Source organism: Streptomyces coelicoflavus (genome assembly GCF_045041415.1).
Classification (GTDB): Bacteria; Actinomycetota; Actinomycetes; order Streptomycetales; family Streptomycetaceae; genus Streptomyces; species Streptomyces coelicoflavus.
This window is the reverse complement of the sequence record NZ_CP108218.1, coordinates 7,632,318-7,650,135: the sequence shown is the minus strand read 5'-3', so window position 1 is coordinate 7,650,135 and position 17,818 is coordinate 7,632,318. Positions and strand designations below refer to the sequence as shown.

Annotated in this window: 14 protein-coding genes and 1 pseudogene; 10 read left to right on the top strand and 5 right to left on the bottom strand. The window is 74.4% G+C overall.

Features of this window, described 5'->3' with window-relative positions:
• Nucleotides 1–78 precede the first annotated feature (78 nt).
• From OHA99_RS34480 to proP, 7 genes are all read left to right on the top strand, one after another.
• Nucleotides 79–1,260, top strand: coding sequence for a spore photoproduct lyase family protein (locus OHA99_RS34480; protein ID WP_405698705.1), 1,182 nt, complete (start codon nucleotides 79–81; stop codon nucleotides 1,258–1,260).
• A 75-nt stretch (nucleotides 1,261–1,335) separates the two neighbouring features.
• Nucleotides 1,336–1,896, top strand: a complete 561-nt coding sequence (locus tag OHA99_RS34475) for an MSMEG_1061 family FMN-dependent PPOX-type flavoprotein (RefSeq protein WP_381501663.1) — start codon at nucleotides 1,336–1,338, stop codon at nucleotides 1,894–1,896.
• A gap of 103 nt (nucleotides 1,897–1,999) precedes the next feature.
• Nucleotides 2,000–2,863, top strand: coding sequence for an ABC transporter ATP-binding protein (locus tag OHA99_RS34470; RefSeq protein WP_153181338.1), 864 nt, complete (start codon nucleotides 2,000–2,002; stop codon nucleotides 2,861–2,863).
• Entirely contained in the window at nucleotides 2,860–3,843 is a 984-nt protein-coding gene (cdtB, locus tag OHA99_RS34465) for a siderophore ABC transporter substrate-binding protein CdtB (RefSeq protein WP_153181337.1), read from the top strand. Before OHA99_RS34470 ends, cdtB begins: the two co-directional genes overlap by 4 nt.
• Before the next feature lie 7 nt (nucleotides 3,844–3,850).
• Nucleotides 3,851–5,935, top strand: a complete 2,085-nt coding sequence (gene cdtC / locus OHA99_RS34460) for a siderophore ABC transporter permease CdtC (RefSeq protein ID WP_405698703.1) — start codon at nucleotides 3,851–3,853, stop codon at nucleotides 5,933–5,935.
• Between the two features lie 298 nt (nucleotides 5,936–6,233).
• Nucleotides 6,234–7,571: a lipase family protein gene (locus OHA99_RS34455; RefSeq protein ID WP_405698702.1), complete on the top strand. Its 1,338-nt coding sequence runs from the start codon at nucleotides 6,234–6,236 to the stop codon at nucleotides 7,569–7,571.
• 181 nt (nucleotides 7,572–7,752) lie between these two features.
• Complete coding sequence (proP, locus tag OHA99_RS34450; RefSeq protein WP_153182114.1) at nucleotides 7,753–9,240, top strand: glycine betaine/L-proline transporter ProP; 1,488 nt, start codon at nucleotides 7,753–7,755, stop codon at nucleotides 9,238–9,240.
• Here proP and OHA99_RS34445 read toward each other — a convergent pair.
• A complete protein-coding gene (locus OHA99_RS34445) occupies nucleotides 9,204–10,139 on the bottom strand; it encodes an EamA family transporter (RefSeq protein WP_153181334.1) in 936 nt (311 codons plus the stop codon). The two genes, proP and OHA99_RS34445, sit on opposite strands and share 37 nt — an antisense overlap.
• Before the next feature lie 214 nt (nucleotides 10,140–10,353).
• On the opposite strand from OHA99_RS34445, the gene OHA99_RS34440 reads away from it, so the two are divergent.
• Nucleotides 10,354–11,103 carry a hypothetical protein gene (locus OHA99_RS34440; protein ID WP_087792421.1) on the top strand — a complete coding sequence of 250 codons (750 nt, stop codon included), beginning with the start codon at nucleotides 10,354–10,356 and terminating at the stop codon, nucleotides 11,101–11,103.
• A 12-nt stretch (nucleotides 11,104–11,115) separates the two neighbouring features.
• On the opposite strand, the gene OHA99_RS34435 is transcribed toward OHA99_RS34440, so the two are convergent.
• The 4 genes from OHA99_RS34435 to crtI are packed head-to-tail and all read right to left on the bottom strand — an operon-like array spanning nucleotide 11,116 to nucleotide 15,136.
• Complete coding sequence (locus tag OHA99_RS34435; protein WP_405698700.1) at nucleotides 11,116–11,592, bottom strand: MSMEG_6728 family protein; 477 nt, start codon at nucleotides 11,590–11,592, stop codon at nucleotides 11,116–11,118.
• A gap of 15 nt (nucleotides 11,593–11,607) precedes the next feature.
• Entirely contained in the window at nucleotides 11,608–12,630 is a 1,023-nt protein-coding gene (locus tag OHA99_RS34430) for a DUF5914 domain-containing protein (RefSeq protein WP_405698698.1), read from the bottom strand.
• Entirely contained in the window at nucleotides 12,627–13,622 is a 996-nt protein-coding gene (locus OHA99_RS34425; RefSeq protein WP_405698696.1) for a phytoene/squalene synthase family protein, read from the bottom strand. The genes OHA99_RS34430 and OHA99_RS34425 overlap by 4 nt, the downstream gene beginning before the upstream one ends.
• Nucleotides 13,619–15,136: a phytoene desaturase family protein gene (gene crtI, locus OHA99_RS34420; protein WP_153181330.1), complete on the bottom strand. Its 1,518-nt coding sequence runs from the start codon at nucleotides 15,134–15,136 to the stop codon at nucleotides 13,619–13,621. The genes OHA99_RS34425 and crtI overlap by 4 nt, the downstream gene beginning before the upstream one ends.
• A 334-nt stretch (nucleotides 15,137–15,470) precedes the next feature.
• On the opposite strand from crtI, the gene OHA99_RS34415 reads away from it, so the two are divergent.
• Both OHA99_RS34415 and OHA99_RS34410 read left to right on the top strand, forming a co-directional pair.
• On the top strand, nucleotides 15,471–16,673 hold the full coding sequence (locus OHA99_RS34415) for a lycopene cyclase family protein (RefSeq protein ID WP_405698695.1): 1,203 nt from the start codon (nucleotides 15,471–15,473) through the stop codon (nucleotides 16,671–16,673).
• Between the two features lie 38 nt (nucleotides 16,674–16,711).
• A pseudogene (locus OHA99_RS34410) lies at nucleotides 16,712–17,494 on the top strand (methyltransferase domain-containing protein); the annotation flags it as partial.
• Between the last annotated feature and the right edge of the window lie 324 nt (nucleotides 17,495–17,818).

The following is a 17,818-nucleotide window of genomic DNA, read 5'->3' as shown; positions in this document are numbered from 1 at the left end:
CCGTGCGCTTCGTACAGTGGAGGGACCGGACCGTGGCCGAGCCGCCCGGTCGTCCCCGCACCTCGCCCCGGAGCCCTCATGCACGACCCGTCCCCCGCGTCGGACGACGGCTCCGACGCCCTGTTCGGTCTCGACGCCCTGGCGCCCGGTCCACCGGCCGCCACGCCCGCCGCCGGACCGCTCTTCCGGGACTCCGCCGCCGCCCGCCGGCTGCTGCCGGTACGGGAGATCCACGCCGAGCCGGCGGCGGCCGCCTCCCCGCGCGGCCGGCAGGTCCTCGCCCGGTTCCCCGACGCCCGCGTCGTCGAGGTGGACTCCCACTGGGGCATCCCCGGTCTCCACGGCAACGAGGGCAACGTCGAGCGCTGGGTGCGCGTCAAGAGCGAGACGCTCGTCCTGGGCGAGCGCAAGACGCTGACCACCCGTCCCAACGGCCGCTCCGCGGACTGGATCGCGCCGGGCGGCTCCAACGGCTGCGCGCTGGCCTGCGCCTACTGCTACGTACCGCGCCGCAAGGGCTACGCCAATCCGATCACGGTCTTCACCAACGTCGACCGGATCATCGCCCACCTCGGCCGGCACATCGCCCGGCAGGGTCCCAAGCCCGAGCCGAACCAGTGCGACCCCGAGGCGTGGGTCTACGACGTCGGGGAGAACGGCGACTGCTCGGTGGACGCCCTGATCTGCGACAACACCGCGGACCTGGTGCACGCCTTCCGGCAGTGGCCGACGGCGAAGGCGTCCTTCGCGACCAAGTTCGTCAACCCCGACCTGCTGGCCCTGGACCCGCGCGGCCGGACCCGGATCCGCTTCTCCCTGATGCCGCCGGACGACTCCCGGCTGCTGGACGTGCGCACCTCCCCCGTCGCCGAGCGGATCGCCGCGGCCGCCGGCTTCCTGGACGCGGGCTACGAGGTGCACTTCAACCTCTCCCCCGTGGTGGTGCGGCCGGGCTGGGAGGCGGCCTGGGCGGAGTTGCTGCGGCATCTCGACGACGTCCTGCCGGAGCGGGTCAAGGGGCAGGCCGCCGCCGAGGTGATCATGCTGACGCACAACAGGGAGCTGCACGAGGTCAACCTGGGCTGGCATCCGCGGGCCGAGGAGGTGCTGTGGCGGCCGGAGGTCCAGGAGGCCAAGCGCTCCGAGAACGGCGCGCTGAACGTGCGCTACCGCGTGGGTGCCAAGGCCGAGGCGGTCGCCCGGCTCCGTGCGCTGGTCGCCGCGCACGCGCCCTGGCTGCGGATCCGGTACGCCTTCTGAGAGCGGTTCTCCCGGGTTTCCGAGGGCGGCGCCCGATGTGAGGTAAGGCGTACCTAAGATCAGAGCATGTTTAGTGTGCAACAACCATCGGAAGCCGACACCGCCCCCGGCGCCACCGGCGAAGAGGGCTGGGTCGAACTCGGCTCCGCCGCGCAATTGCGCGAACTGCTGGGCGAGCCCTGGCCCGTCGTCATCGACAAGGTGCACGACCGGCTCACCGACGACGACCGGGACATCCTGGCCCGCTCCCCCTTCTGTCTCCTGGCGACCTCCGACACGGGCGGCAACTGCGACGTGTCGCCGCGCGGAGACACCCCCGGCTTCACGCACGTCCTCGACTCCCGGACCCTCGCGCTGCCCGACCGGGCGGGCAACCGGCGCGGGGACAGCTTCCACAACATCCTCGGCAATCCGCACGCCGGGCTGCTCTACCTGATCCCCGGTGGCAAGGAGGTGCTGCGCGTCAACGGCCGGGCCCGCATCCTCACCGACGCACCCTTCTTCGACGCGATGGCACGGGACGGACGGCGCCCGGACCTCGCGCTGGTCCTGGAGATCGACGAGATCTACCTCCACTGCCCGATGTCCCTCAACCGGGCGGGACTGTGGAAACCCCGCTCCCCGCAGGGGAGTTGAGCACTCCGGCCCCACCCTGCAGCGGGACTCGCGCCAGTCGCCGCGAAACCTGTGTGAGCCCCGTCTCTACCAGCACTTTTTAGGTTAGGCTAACCTTCACTTCGTGAGATCAGCTGAAGACGCAGCCGGTACCCCGCGCCTGCGCGGTCATGAGTTGTCGGCGACGGGCGTGACCGTCGCGTACGACGGCGTGGACGTCGTGCACGACGCGGGGGTCAGGCTCAGGCCCGGCGAAGTGACCGTCCTGGTGGGGCCCAACGGCAGTGGGAAGTCGACACTGCTGCGGACCGTCGCCCGGCTCCAGCGGGCCCGCACCGCCACGATCGGCATCGACGGCACGACCGACGCGCTGGCGCTGACGTCCCGTGAGTTCTCGCGGCACGTCGCCCTGCTGACGCAGGGACGGCCGACGCCGGGCGGGCTGACCGTGCGGGACGTCGTCGAGTTCGGCCGTTATCCGTACCGGGGCCGCTGGGGGCGGCCCGACCCGGACGGCCCGGCCGCCGTCGACCGGGCGCTCGCGCTCACCGGCGTCACCGAGCTCGCCGACCGCGGCGCCGACCACCTCTCCGGCGGGCAGTTGCAGCGGGTGTGGCTCGCGAGCTGTCTCGCCCAGGAGACCGGCGTACTGCTCCTGGACGAACCCACCACCTACCTCGACCTGCGCTACCAGGTCGAACTGCTCGACCTCGTCCGCGACCTGGCGGACGACCACGGCATCGCCGTCGGAGTCGTCCTGCACGACCTCGACCAGGCGGCCGCCGTCGCCGACCGGATCACCCTCCTCGAAGCGGGCCGGATCGTCGCCGACGGCCCGCCCGAGGACGTACTGACCCCGGAGCGCCTGACCGCCGTGTACGGCATCCGGATCGACGTCGACACCGACCCCACGACCGGCCGGCTGCGCACGCGCCCGGTCGGCCGCCACCACATACGAACCCCCGAAAGGCTCGGCACCACCTCATGAGACGCCTCCTGCTCACCGCGGCCGCCACCACCGCCGCGGCGCTGACCCTCGCCGCCTGCGGCACCACCGAACCCGCCGCCGACAAGACGGAGAAGAAGGCCTCCGAGGCGATCACGCTCAAGGACGGCAAGGGCACCGAGGTGAAGCTCGACGGGCCGGCCACCAAGGTCGTCGCCACCGAGTGGAACGTCGTCGAGAGCCTCGTCTCGCTCGGCGTCGACCCGGTCGGCGTCGCGGACGTCAAGGGCTACAAGACCTGGGACAGCGCCGTTCCGCTGAAGAACGAGCCCAAGGACATCGGCACCCGCGGCGAGCCGAGCATGGACACCGTCGCCTCCCTCGCCCCCGATCTCATCGTCGCCACCACGGACCTCACGCCCGCCGCCGTGAAGCAGCTGCGCGAGGTCGCCCCGGTGATCGAGGTGACCTCCGCCGACGGCACCGGTCAGATCGACCAGATGCTGGAGAACGTCGACCTCATCGCCAAGGCCACCGGCACCACGGACAGGGCGAAGTCGCTGCGCGAGGGCTTCGAGGCGAAGGTCACCGAGGGCAAGAAGGCCCTGGCCGACGCCGGGATGTCCGGCCAGAACCTCGCCTTCGCCGACGGCTACGTCACCGCCAACCAGGTCTCGGTCCGCCCCTACACCGCCACCTCGCTCATCGGCGAGGTCAACGAGGCCATCGGTCTGAAGAACGCCTGGACGGTCAAGGGCGACGCGTCCTACGGTCTCGGCGCCACCGACGTCGAGGGCCTGACCAAGCTGCCCAAGGACACCCAGTTCGCCTACATCGGCAACGACGACGACCCGAGCGCCACCCCGTTCACCGGTGAGCTGGCGAAGAACTCGGTCTGGAAGTCCCTGCCGTTCGTGAAGGCGGGCGACGTGCACCGGCTCGACGACGGCATCTGGATGTTCGGCGGTCCCGGGTCGATGGAGGCGTACATCGACGCCGTCGTCGGCGCCCTGACGAAGTAGCGGGGTCATGGCCGTCACCGCAACCGAACCCGCCACCGAGCCCACCGCGGCCCGTCCGTCGACGGTCCCGTCGTCCCGGTCGGGCGCGGCCGCGGTGACGGCCGGGATCGTCCTGCTGGTCGCCGTCCTCGCCGTCGTCGACCTCACCCAGGGCACCGCCGCCGTCGGTACGTCCGAGGTCCTCAAGGCCCTGACCGGGCAGGCCGACCCGGACGACGCGTCCGTCGTCGTCGCCTCCCGGCTGCCCCGCACGACCGCGGGGCTCCTGGTCGGCGCGGTCCTGGGCATGGCCGGCGCCGTGCTCCAGGCGGTCAGCCGCAACGTGCTCGCCTCCCCCGACACCCTCGCCGTGAACGCCGGTTCCTACCTGGCGCTAGGGCTGGCCGCCGCCACGGGTGTCTCGCTGCCGATGCTCGCCTCGTCCGGTGTCGCCTTCGTGGGCGGACTCGCGGCGGCGGCCGTCGTGCTCGGTCTGTCCGGCCTCGGCACGGGGACCGTCCGGCTGGTGCTGGCGGGCACCGCGCTGATGCTGGGCCTCAACTCCATGACGGAGGGACTGCTGCTGCTCTTCCCGGAGCAGACGGAGGGCCTGTACGCGTGGAACCAGGGCAGCATCGCCCAGAACGGCTTCGACGGCGTCGTGCAGATGCTGCCGATCGCCCTGATCGGCCTGGCCGGGCTGATGCTGACGGCCCGCCGGGTGGACGCGCTGGCCCTCGGCGACGACGCCGCGCGCGGTCTCGGCGTCCCGGTGCGGGCCACCCGGGTCACGGTCGTCGTGCTGGCGGCACTGCTGTCCGCCGCCGCCGTCACGCTCGCCGGCCCGATCGGCTTCGTCGGCCTGTGCGCGCCCGCCCTGGTGCGTCCGCTGGCCCGCCGGTTCGGCGGCTTCGGCCGCTCCCGTACGGTGATGCCCGCGGCGGCGCTCACCGGCGCGGCCCTGGTGCTCGGTTCGGACGTGCTGCTGCGGGCCCTGATCGCGGACGACCGCGCGGTGTCCGTGCCCACGGGTGTGGTCACCAGCCTGGTCGGCGCCGTGTTCCTGGTCGCCATGGCGCTGCGGGTGCGGGACACCGCCGGCGCCGGGGCACCGGACCGGCTGCGCACCCCCGGCCGCGGGGTGTTCCTGACGACGGCCGCCGTCCTGGTCGTGGTCCTGGTGGGGCTCGTGATCGCCGCCGTGCTGGTGGGCGACACCAAGCTGCTGCTCGGTGACGTCGTCAACTGGGCCCAGGGACGGGCCGGGCGGACCGTCTCCTTCGTCCTGGACACGCGGGTGCCGCGGGTGCTCGCCGCGCTGGGCGCGGGCGCGGCGCTCGCCCTGGCCGGCACGCTCGTGCAGGCCGTCACCCGCAACCCGCTCGCCGAACCGAACGTCCTCGGTGTGACCGGTGGCGGCGCGCTGGGTGCGGTGATCCTGGTGACCACGGTCCCGGCCGCCGGGACGTGGGGCGTGGCGGGGGCCGCGTTCGCGGGGTCCGCCGTCACCGCCGTCCTCGTCTTCGGGCTCGCCGCCCGGGGCGGCTTCCGGCAGAACCGGCTGGTCCTCGTCGGCATCGGCGTGGCCTCCGGGACGGCGGCGCTGATCAGTCTGCTGATCGTGCTCACCGACCCGTTCAACGCCACCAAGGCGCTGACCTGGCTGTCGGGTTCGACCTACGGACGGACCATGCCGGACGTCGTGCCGGTCGCGCTGGCGCTGCTCGTCGGCATCGGTGTCGCGGTCGCCCGGCGCACCGAGCTGGACCTGATCTCGCTGGACGAGGACACCCCGCGCCTGCTCGGCCTGCGGCTGGCCCGGGGCCGCCTCGGGTTCCTGGTCCTGAGCGTCGTCCTCAGCGCGACCGCGGTGGCCTGCGCGGGCACCATCGGCTTCGTCGGGCTGGTGGCTCCGCACGCGGCACGCGCCCTCGTGGGCCGGCGCCACGTGCGGGTCGTGCCGGTGGCGATCCTGCTGGGCGCCGTCCTCGTGTGCGCCGCCGACCTCATCGGCCGCACGGTGATCGCCCCGGCCCAGCTCGGCGCGGGCCTCATGACCGCGGTGATCGGCACGCCGTACTTCCTGTACCTGCTGGTACGGAGCCGTCGCTAGGCGACCGTGGGACGACCTCGACGCCCGGGAGCGGGTGGCCCGGCACCGGATCCCGGTCCGGCCGGCCCGCTCCCGGGTCGGCGCGTTCCGCACGGAGCCGACCGCGAGCCCCGGAGGACACCCGGCTGCGCTCTTGTTAGACGTGGCGTCAAGTTACTGAACCGTAATGAGTCAGGTGCTACCCCTGGTAACCCCTGTCCGGTTACGGTCCCGTAACCCCACAGGAGCAGCGCGACCACGGCCCCGGCCCCACGGGACCGCGGACGACCGGATCCGGCCTTTCCCCAGGAGGTTCGCCATGCCCCCACGTCCCCACCTGCTCGTGGCGGCGATCGCCGCCGCGCTCGCCCTCGGCGCGCAGGCCGTCCCGGCGGTCGCGGCCGACGGCGCGGCCACCGACCCGGCCCCCACGACGTCGCGCGGCGTCGAGATACCCGCCTTCTACACCCCGCCGTCCGAACTCCCGGGCGCCGACGGGACGGTGATCCGCAGCGAACCGCTCCCCCTGGCACTGAGCCTGCCCGGGATCGACGGCCCGCTCCCCGGCCGGGCGACCCGGCTGATGTACAAGTCCACCGACGCGAACGGCGAGGCCGTCGCCGTCACCGGCGCCTACATCGAACCAGCCGCGAAGTGGCGCGGCGAGGGGCCGCGCCCCCTGGTCGCCGTCGCGCCCGGCACCATGGGGCAGGGCGACCAGTGCGCCGCCTCGATGGCCCTGGAGCACCCGCTGCGGCTCAACGGGCAGACGGTCTCCGTCGGTTACGAGGACCTGTCGGTCTACCGGCTGCTGCTGCGCGGCGTCGCCGTCGTCGTCACCGACTACGTGGGCCTGGGCACCACCGACCGGCTGCACACCTACGTCAACCGCGTCGACGGGGCGCACGCCGTGCTGGACGCCGTACGCGCCGCGCGCTCCCTCGACTCGTCGTCCGTCACCTCCAGCTCCCGGGTCGGCCTGTTCGGGTACAGCCAGGGCGGCGGTGCCACGGCGGCCGCGGCCGAGCTGCAGCCCTCCTACGCCCCGGACGTCGAGCTGTCCGGCACCTACGCCGGTGCGCCGCCCGCCGACCTGACCAAGGTGACGGAGGCGATCGACGGCGGCGACCTGGCGGGCGCGCTGGGCTGGTCGCTCAACGGCTTCCTGCAGACCGAGCCCGCCCTGCGGCCCATCGCCGACCGGTACATCAACGCCGCGGGCGAGGAGGCGCTGAAGGACCTGTCGACCATGTGCGTGGGCGACGCGCTCTTCGGTTACGGCGGCGAGAGCAGCACGGACTGGACGAAGACCGGGCAGTCCCTCGGCGACATCATCCGGGCCGAGCCGGCGCTCCAGGACTTCCTCGCCGAGCAGCGCATCGGCGCGCTGAAGCCCGGCAGCCCCGTCCGCGTGGCGACGGGCGTCAGCGACGACCTGGTCCCCCACGGCCAGGCCCGCCGGCTGGCCGTCGACTGGTGCGACAAGGGCGGCAAGGTCACCTACGTCCCCGTGCTGCTGCCGGGCGTGGGCAGCGGACTGCTCAACCACTTCGGCCCGCTGCTCGCCGATCAGGGCAACGCCCTCTCCTGGCTCACCGACCGGCTGTCCGGCGAGCCGGCCGGCTCCAACTGCTGGAGCATGCCGGTACAGCCCTGAGCCGTACCGCACCGCCGCTGCCCGGGGCATCCGCGCCGCCCCGGGCAGCGGCTCCGGCATGCGCCCCTTCCGAACTGCGGCACAGAATTCGCTCAGGCGAACCGTGGCGGAACGACAGGAAGGCAGCGGCGTGGACGACGCGAAGTCCGACGGCGGGTCCGGACCCCGGAACGGGGCGAAGATGCCGGGTACGGTCGCGCGCCTGCCGCGGCAGGTGCGCGAGGAACTGACCCGCCGGCTGCGCCGCACCAAGCGGGCGTTTCGCGAGGAGGACGTCCAGGTCGTCGAGAAGCCCCTGCTCAAGCGCGCGGTCGGGGCCTCGGCGCTCGGCAACTGCATGGAGTGGTTCGACTTCGGCGTCTACAGCTATCTGGCCGCCACCATCGGCAAGGTGTTCTTCCCCGGCGCCTCACCCGCCGCGCAGGTCATCTCCTCCTTCGCCACCTTCGCCGCGGCCTTCGTCGTACGCCCGCTCGGCGGCCTGTTCTTCGGCCCGCTCGGGGACCGCGTCGGCCGGCAGAAGGTACTCGCCACCACCATGATCATGATGGCGCTCGGCACCTTCTCCATCGGCCTCATCCCCAGCTATGCCAGCATCGGCATCGCCGCCCCGGTCCTGCTGCTGTTCGCCCGGATGGTCCAGGGCTTCTCCACCGGCGGCGAGTACGGCGGCGCCACCACCTTCGTCGCCGAGTACTCACCCGACCGGCGGCGCGGCTTCCTCTCCAGCTGGCTCGACTTCGGCACCTTCGTCGGCTACGCGCTGGGCTCGGCGCTGGTCACCGTCCTGAACCTGGCGCTGACCGACGCCCAGATGCTGCACTGGGGCTGGCGGCTGCCGTTCCTGATCGCCGGGCCGCTCGGCATCATCGGCCTGTACATGCGGCTCAAGCTGGAGGAGTCCCCCGCCTTCCAGCAGCAGCTCGACGAGCACGAGAAGGGCCTGGCCCAGGAGTCGGCGGGCAGCGAGTTCAGGACGATCGTGCGCGAGCACTGGCGCCCGCTGCTCGTCTGCATGGGCCTGGTGCTGCTCTACAACGTCACCAACTACATGGTCACCGGCTATCTGCCGACCTACCAGACGGAGACCCTGGACCGCTCCAGCGGCTTCGCGGACGTGCTGGTGCTGATCGGCATGGTGTGGATCGTGCTGCTGATCACCTTCCTCGGACGGCTCAGCGACCACGTCGGCCGCCGACCGCTGTACGCCGTCGGCGCCGCGTCGATGATCGTCCTCGCGATCCCGGCGTTCCTGCTGCTGAAGGCGGACGGCATCTGGGCGCCGGTCCTGGGGGTGCTGCTGCTGTCCACCCTGCTGGCCTGCTTCGCCGCGCCCAGCGCGGCCACCCTGCCCGCGCTGTTCCCGACCGCCGTGCGCTACGCCGCGATGGCCATCGGCTTCAACTTCGCCGTCGCGGCCTTCGGCGGCACCACACCGCTCGTCGCCGAGGCCCTGGTGAGCATCACCGGCGACGAGCTGATGCCCGCCTACTACCTGATGGTCGCGGGCGCCATCGGCCTGGTGGCCGTGAGGTTCCTGCCCGAGAGCGCCCAGGTGCCGCTGCACGGCTCGCAGCCCATGGTGGGCTCCCGGCAGGAACAGCGTGAGCTGATCACGACCTCGAAGGACCTCTACAGCTTCTCCAAGGACCGTTCGAGGGCCCTCTGACGCCCCGCCGCGGACCGTGGCCGGCGCCCGACGGGCAACGCGCCCGACCCCACGGCGACCCCGGCGAAGACCAGGGCGCTGCCCACGGCCTGGGCCGCGCCGTAGGAACCCGTGCCGACGAGGGGGGCCGTGCAGGCGGCGGCGACCGGGATCAGCCCGGAGAACAGGGTGGCACGCTCGGCCCCGATCCGCTGCATCCCCATGTACCAGCACACGAACCCGACGACGGTGACCACCACCGCCTGCCACAGCAGCGCGCCCGTCTCCACCGCGTCCGGCCGGCGCAGCCACCCGCCGCCGTCGGCCAGGACGCCCGCCAGAGCCGACTCGGCCGCCGCGACACCGCACACCACGGTGGACAGCAGCCGCGGGCCGAGGGGCCGCAGTACGGGCACCGCCAGCACGGCGAACCCGACCTCGCCGACCAGTGCGCACACCGAGAAGGCGAGGCCCGCGCCGTCGGTACGGCCCCAGCCCTGGACCGTGAAGGCCCCCAGGGCCACGAACAACGCCCCGTACAGGACGACCCGTTGCGGCCGGCGCCCCTCCAGGAGGGGGACGACGACGGCGACGACCACGGGCGCGCAGCCCACGAAGACGCCGGGCACCGCAGGCTCGGCCGTGCGCTCCGCGGCGAGGACGGCGAGGTTGAAGCCGACCATGCCCACGGCCGCGAGCAGCGCGAGGCGCACCCACCGGCCGGCGCCGAGCGCCCGCAGCCGGGTCGTCGCGCCGGGACCGGCGAGCGGCAGGAGCAGCAGGAAGGCCAGGCCGTAGCGCAGGAACTGGCCGCCCGCGTACGGGTAGTCGCCGAGCAGGCTGTTGGCGGTGAAGGATCCTCCGACGAGGAGGCAGGCGAGCGCGGCGAGCAGGGCCCCGCGCGTGGTGGTGGCGTTCATGGCCACGACGCTAGGGAGCGCGGCGGCCCGCCACGGGGTCCACTTCGGGTGCGCCGTCGGGGACCAATCGGGACGAGGCCGCTCACACGACCGTCACCGCTTCTCCCTCGTGTGCATGCCACGGGGATCCGGGGTAGTCGGAAGGCCCCGATGCCAACACATCGGGACAGCAAAGGATTTGACGGTGATGAACAGACATGGGAAGGAACTGCCAGTGCGTACCGGAAAAGTGGCAACCGCCGTGGCGACCGCGAGCGTCTCCGTCGCCCTCCTGGCCGGCTGTGGCGGCGATTCGGCTGACGAGGACAAGCCGTTCGAGGGGCAGAGCGCCGACGACATCGCCGCGAAGGCCGTCGAGGCGACCCGGCAGGCGAAGTCCATGCACGTGAAGGGCGACACCCGGTTGGAGGACGGCAGCACCGTCACCATCGACGTCTCGGTCGACCAGGAGAAGAACTGCCAGGGCACCGTCGGCGCCGGCGGGACCGAGGCGGACGTGCGGCACACCGAGGCGACTCTCTACCTGCGGGGCGACGAGCAGTACTGGGAGAACGCCCTGAAGCAGCAGCCCGACGCGGCACAGAAGATGGCGCCCAAGCTCCAGGACAAGTGGGTGAAGATGCCGGCGAACGACGCCACGACCGCCGGGGTCTGCGACAAGCAGGGGCTCGTCGCCGCCATGGACGAGGACGAGTCCGAGCGCCGGGGCATGAAGCGCGGCTCGACGACGGACGTGGACGGCGAGCAGGCCCTGCAGCTGACCAAGGACGCCTCCGGCGGCGAGAAGCTCACCCTCTACGTCGCGACGGAGGGCGAGCCGTACATCCTGAAGACCACGACCGAGGGCGGCAAGAACCCCGGCAGCGTCACGTTCAGCGAGTACGGCGAGAAGGTGAACCCCGAGCAGCCGCCGGCCGACGAGACGGTCGACATGAAGGACCTCGCGGGCAGGCAGCAGACCTGACCGTCCCGGGCGTCACCGCTCTCCGCGCTCCCGGTCCGAACCCGGCCACACGTAGGGCAGGTCGTCCGGGACTCCCGGGAACAGGTCGGCGTACACCTCCGGCTCCTTGCGCACCAGGGCCGAGCGGTGGCTGCGGTGGAAGGCCTCGTCGCCGAGCCAGGGCGGCAGTTCCCCGGCGGCTGCCAGTGCCGGCTGGTCGCGCACCGGTTCACCGGGGCGGTGCTCGGCGAGCCCCGCGACGAGTGAGGCCGCGCAGCTGTCCTGGTGGCCCTGCTCGCGCCAGACACGGCAGACGTCGAGACCGTAGCGGACGAGCGCCTCCTCGTAGCCCGTCCACATCCGCACGGCGGGGTGTCTGCGCCAGCCGTAGCCGGGGACGGTGAGTCCGCGCAGTACCTGGAGCGCCTCCACGCGCTGTTTGCCGAGACGCCGCCGGTCCAGGGCCAGTGCGGAGTCCCGGAAGCCCGGGTGGGGAAGGAAGGTCTGCATGCGGTGCCGCTCCGTTCAGCCGGGGAACTGGCCGCGGGCGCGCAGGTGTGCGCGGCGTTCGGCGTAGGCGAGGTCGTCGCGCCACAGGCGGCCCGCGGCGGCCCGCATCAGCGGACGCAGGGCCGGTGCCAGGCGCCGGGCGAGGGGGAAGCCGGGCCGGTCCGAGGTGGCGAGCACCGCCTCGACCACCGCGGTGCGCGGCCGGCCGTCGCCGCCCGGGCCGAGCGGCGTGGCATGGCTCTCCACGACGGATCCGGTGCCCTCGCCCCCGGTGATGCGCATGACGACGGTGCGGGGCCCGGGCGCGGTGAACTCGGCGCGTACGGGGACGACCAGACGGCCGGTCAGCCGGAAGGACACGTCCACGAGGAAGCGGTCGCCGTCCCCGTCGGGGTGCGTGCTCTCCCCGGGCGCCTCGACGACGGTGAGGTCCACGAAGGAGTACGGGTGGAACCAGGCTCCGTGCCACGGGTCGAGCCGGTTGGCGACCACGTCCTCGGGCTCGCAGGTCCCCACGCCGCGCCACACCGACGTCAGGGCCGTCGGCCGGGGCGGCCGGCCGGGCACGAGGGGCTCCGGGGTGGGTGGCTCCTCCCCCACCGTGTCCAGCCGTGCCCACACCAGTACACCGTCGTCGTGGACCGGCAGGGGTTCCCACCCGGCGAACGGGGCGCCGTCCAGGGCGAGTCCGTGCCAGTGGCACACGAGTGTGCCGCACCGCACGGGGCTGTCGGCCAGCGGGGCGCCGAGGTGGGGGCAGGCGCCGGGGCCGCCCACCAGCCGCCCGCGCGCGTCCCGCCAGACGACGACCTCGACGCCCTCGACGGTGCCGGACAGCGGGCGCGCGGGACGTACGTCGGTGCTCGCGCCGAGGACGTACCAGTTGCCCGAGGGGCGCGCCCCGGCGCGTGCGAGTGCGGCGGCGACGAGGGCGGGGCGGGCCTCGCGCCACGTCGGCCGCTGCCGCTCCCAGGGGATCGCGCGGCGCCGCAGCCGCAGGGGCAGGCGTCCCCGGCGGGGGCGGGGTTCGGTACTCATCGGGGCTCCTTCACGTCCACGGCGTCGCACGGCACCGGTGCGGGCACGGCGGTGCGGCGTGCCCGGAGCCGGGCGGCGAGGACGCGTACGAGCCCGTCGGCCGCGACGGCCGCGCGCCGCCGGCGGGGCACCACCGCGCGCCGGTGCAGTACCGCGTACCCGCCGTCCGCGATGGTGTCGAGGATGTTCCGGTAGAGCAGGAACGCGGTGCGGATGCAGGGCCGCGCGACGGGGTCGAGCATGGCGAGTCCGGGCTCGGCCTCGCGGTAGACACCCCGGGTGAGGTCCTCGGCGGCCCGCAGCGCGGCGGTGACGCGCCGGTCGTGGCGGCCGGTGGCCCTGCTCCAGAGCAGCAGGTCCCGGTGGACGCCGTGCGCGGCGAGCAGGTCGGCGGGCAGGTAGATCCGGCCGCGGTCCAGGTCCTCGCCGACGTCCCGCAGGAAGTTGGTCAGCTGGAAGGCGACGCCCAGCGCGGCGGCGTGCGGGGCGGCCGGGGCGCGGGCGGTCACGGTGCCCAGCACGGGGAGCATCTGGAGGCCGATGACGGCGGCCGAGCCGTGCATGTAGGTGCGCAGGTCGGCGTAGGTGGCGTAGTCGGTGACCGTGAGGTCGGCACGCATCGAGGCCATGAAGTCGGTGAAGTGCGCCGGTTCGATGGCGTACCGGGCGGCGGTGTCGGCCAGCGCGAGCACCACCGGTTCGGTGCTCGGCCGTCCGCCGGTGAGTGCCCGCCGCAGCAGTCGGTCGAGGCGGGTGAGGGCGGCGGCGCGCTCGGCGGGCGTGGCCTCGGCCCCCATGTCGTCGACGATGTCGTCCGCCCGGCGCGCGAACCCGTACAGGGCGTGCACGGCGGGCCTGCGGTCGGCGGGCAGGAGGCGGGTGGCCAGGAAGTAGGTGCGTCCGTGGCGGGCGTTGAGGAGCCGGCACCTGGTGTAGGCGGCCCGCAGTTCCGGGGCGGTGATGCCGGCGGCGTCGAGTTCGCGGGCGGTCATCGCGGCCCGCCCCTCGCCGACCGGGCGCGGGCCGGTGTGCCGGTGATCCGGGCGGCGGCCAGCTTCCCGGAGACGAGTACGGTCGGCACGCCGACGCCCGGGGTGGTCCCGCAGCCCGCGAGGACCGCGTTGTCGGTGCCGCGTACGAGGTTGCGCGGCCGGAAGGGCCCGGTCTGGGCGAAGGTGTGGGCGACGGAGAACGGGGTGCCCGCGGCGTGCCCCTGCGCGGTCCAGTCGGCGGGGGTCACCAGGCACTCCTCCTCCACGGCGGCGGCGATGCCGGTCAGTCCCCGGCGTTCCAGGGTGGCGAGCAGCCGGTCGCGGTAGCGGGGCGCGAGGTCGCTCCAGGCGTGGGCGCCGGGGCCGATGTCGGTGTTGGGGCAGGGCGCGAGGACGTAGTGGAGGTGGCGGCCCTCGGGGGCGAGGGTCGGGTCGTGGGCGGTGGGCCGGGTGATCAGCAGGGACGGGTCGGTCATGAGGGTTCCGGTCCTGGTGAGTTCGTCGAAGGTCCGCCGCCACGCGGCGCCGAAGGAGAGCGTGTGGTGGGCCAGGTGCGGCCAGGTGCGGGTGGTGCCGGCGTGCAGGACCACGGCCGAGGGCGCGTGCCGCAGGGCGACGGGGCGGCGCGGGCGGCGGCCGAGGAGCCGGTGGGCGACGGGCAGGTCGGGGGTGAGGACGACCGCGTCGCACGGGATGCGCTCGTGGTCGGTGACGACCGCGGTGACGCGGGTGCCGGACCGTTCCAGGCGGGTGACGTCCCGTCCGAGGCGCAGGTCGGCCCCGGCGTCGGCGGCGGCCGCGGCCATGGCCCGGGGCAGGGCGTGCAGGCCGCCGCGCGGGAAGTACACGCCGGCGACGGTGTCCATGTAGGCGATGACGGCGTAGGCGGCCAGCGCCCGGGAGGGTGCGACACCGGCGTACAGGGCCTGGAAGGAGAAGATCCGCTGGAGCCGCTCGTCGGTCAGGAACCGTGCGATACGGGCGTCCAGCCGGCCGAATCCGCCGAGGGCGGCGAGCCGGGCCAGGTCGGGCGTGAGCAGGCCGAGCGGCGAGTCGAAGTTGGCGTCGATGAACCGGCGCATCTGCACCGTGTACAGCCGCCCGAGCCAGTCGCGCAGCCTCCGGTACCCGGCCGCCTCCCGGGCCCCGGCGAACCGTTCGACCTCGGCCGCCATCGCGTCGGCGCCGGTGTGGACGTCGAGGGTGGTGCCGTCGGCGAAGCAGGCCCGGTAGGCGGGGTGCAGGGGCAGGAGTTCGACGCGGTCGCGCAGCCGTTCGCCGACGGCCGCGAAGGCCTCGTCGGCGAGGTCGGGCATGGTCAGCACGGTCGGGCCGGTGTCGAGGTGGTAGCCGCCGAGTGCGCGGCGTCCGGCCCGGCCGCCGGGCAGCGGGTCGCGTTCCACGACCGTCACCCGGCGGCCGGCGCCCAGCAGGTGCAGGGTGGCGGCCAGCCCGGCGAGCCCGGCCCCGACGACCACGACGTGGTCGGTGCGGCCGGGCACCGTCCGCGTCATCGCGCGCCCCGGCCCGCGAGCGGTGGGTGCGGCCGGTGGTCGCCGTGGTCGGCCGTGCTGCGGCGCATCGCGGGTCCTCTCGTACGGGTCGGCGTCAGCCTTCCCCCTTCGCCCCCGGGGGCGACGCCCCACGGGCCGGTTGCCGTCCGGCAGTCACCCGCCCGGCGGTATCGCGACCCCGGGCGGGTACCCGTGTCGCGCCGTCCAGCGCGCCGAACGTTCCGCGGACCGCGGCGGGCGGAATACTCCGCCGGACCGGACCGCGGCGGGACCGGACCGGGCGGACCGGACCTGGGCGGGCCGGCGGGTGGAGACCGACGGGAAGGAGGCGGGCGTGCTCGACGCGGAGATCGTGGTCGTCGGTGCGGGGGCGGCCGGGCTGTCCCTGGTCCACCGGCTCCCGGCCGCGGCGCCGCCCGGTGCGGCGTCCTCCGTCGTCCTGGTCGATCCGCCGCCCGGACCGCTGCGGCCCCCGCGTCGCACCTGGTGCTTCTGGGAGGCCGGGTGCGGCCGCTTCGACCGGGCGGCGACGGCGACGTGGGAGTGGCTGCGGGTGCACGGCCGGGACGGCACGGTCGTCCGGCGGCACATCGCGCCGGCCCGCTACAAGATGATCCGCTCGGACGACTTCGAGGCGCTGGTGGAGCGGGACCTGCAGGACCGTCCGGGGCTGCGGCGCGTCGAGGCCACCGTCGGCGCGGTGACCGTCCTGCCGGACGCCACCGTGCGGGTGGCGGCCACGGACGCCTCGGGCGCGCCGGTCGGCCTGCGCGCCCGCTGGGTCTTCGACTCCCGTCCGCCGGACCGGCTGCCGGCCGCCCGCACCCGGCTGCTCCAGCACTTCCGCGGCTGGTTCGTGCGCACCGAGCGGCCGGCCTTCGACCCGGGGGTGGTCGACCTGATGGACTTCCGCACCGCGCAGCCGCGCCGGGGCCTGTCGTTCGGCTACGTGCTGCCGACCGGACGGCACACCGCGCTGGTCGAGTACACCGAGTTCGGCCCGGCGCCCCTGACGACCGAGGCGTACGACGGTGCGCTGGAGGACTACACGCGCCGTGTGCTGCGCACCGGCGCCATGGAGGTCCTGTCGACCGAGCAGGGGGTCATCCCCATGACCGACGCCGTCTTCGAGCGGCGGGCCGGGGGCTGCGACCGGGTCTTCCGGATCGGCGTCGCGGGCGGGGCGACGCGGGCGTCCACCGGCTACACGTTCGCCGCCGTGCAGCGGCAGTCCGAGGCCGTCGCCCGTGCGGTGCGCGCGGGCCGCCGCCCGGTGCCGCCGCCCCCGCATCAGGCGCGGGCCCGGTGGATGGACGCGGTGCTGCTGCGCGCGCTGGACACCGGCCGGGTCGACGGGCCCGACCTCTTCTTCCGGCTGTTCGACCGCGTACCCGCCGCGCGGCTGCTGCGGTTCCTCGACGGCGGGTCGCGGCTGTCCGAGGACCTCGCGGTCGGGGTGCGCGTCCCCGTCCTGCCGATGCTGCGCACGGCGGCCGAACTGCCGTGGCTGCCGCGCCGTCACCTGCCCGTCCGCTGAACGCCGTCCGTCGACCCTCGACCCGCCAGGAGCCCCCGATGCCCTTGCTGCGCGACGCCGCGCTGACCGCCGCCTTCGACCGCGGGGCCGGCCGCTACGACCGCCTCGTCGCGCTCAACCCCGGCTACCACGCCCAGTTGCGCCGCTCGGCCCGCCGGCTGGGCCTCGCGGACGGCGGTGCCGGGGGCCGGGTGCTGGACCTGGGCTGCGGCACGGGGGCCTCGACCGCCGCCCTGGCCGCGGCCTTCCCGGCGGCCGAGATCGTCGGGGTGGACGCCTCGGCCGGCATGCTGGAGCGGGCCCGGGCCAAGCGGTGGCCCTCGCGGGTGCGCTTCGTGCACGCGGCGGCCGAGGACCTGGATCTGGAGGTCTTGGACCGGGAGAACTTGGACCGGGAGGACTCGGACCGGGAGGGCTTGGACCGGGCCGAGGTCCGCGGCCCCTTCGACGCGGTGTTCGCCGCCTACCTGTTCCGCAACGTGTCCGACCCCGACGCCGTCCTGCGGTCGGTGCGGCGGATGCTGGTCCCCGGTGGCCGGCTGGCGGTGCACGAGTACGCGCTCGGCGGGCGGCGCGGCAACCGGCTGGTGTGGGACGCGGTGTGCCGCGCCGTCATCCTGCCGCTGGGCACGGCGACGGGCGATCGGGAGCTGTACCTGCACCTGTGGCGCAGCGTCGCGGCGTTCGACACGGCCCCGGCGTTCGGCGCGCGGCTGGGGCGGGCCGGGTTCGCGGGGGTCCGTGTCCTGCCGCTGCCCGGCTGGCAGACGGGCATCACCCACACCTTCGTCGGCCGTCGCGCCCACGGGGAACCGGGCGGTACGGCGCGCGAGACGGGCAGCGTGCGGACCGGCGGCAGCGGCACCCGGACCGACGGCACCGGGAGCGGCGGTGTCCGCACGGGCGGCGCGGGGAACGACGTCGCACCGGCCTCCGGGACTCCGGCCGACGGCGCCGGAACCGCCGACGCGCGAACCGGCCACGCGCGAACCGGCCACGCGCACCACGACGCCGTCCGGACTCGCGGACCCGGGGCCCCCGGTTCCCGGACCGACGGCGCCGGAACCGCCGACGCGCGAACCGGCCACGCGCGAACCGGCCACGCGCACCACGACGCCGTCCGGACTCGCGGACCCGGGGCCCCC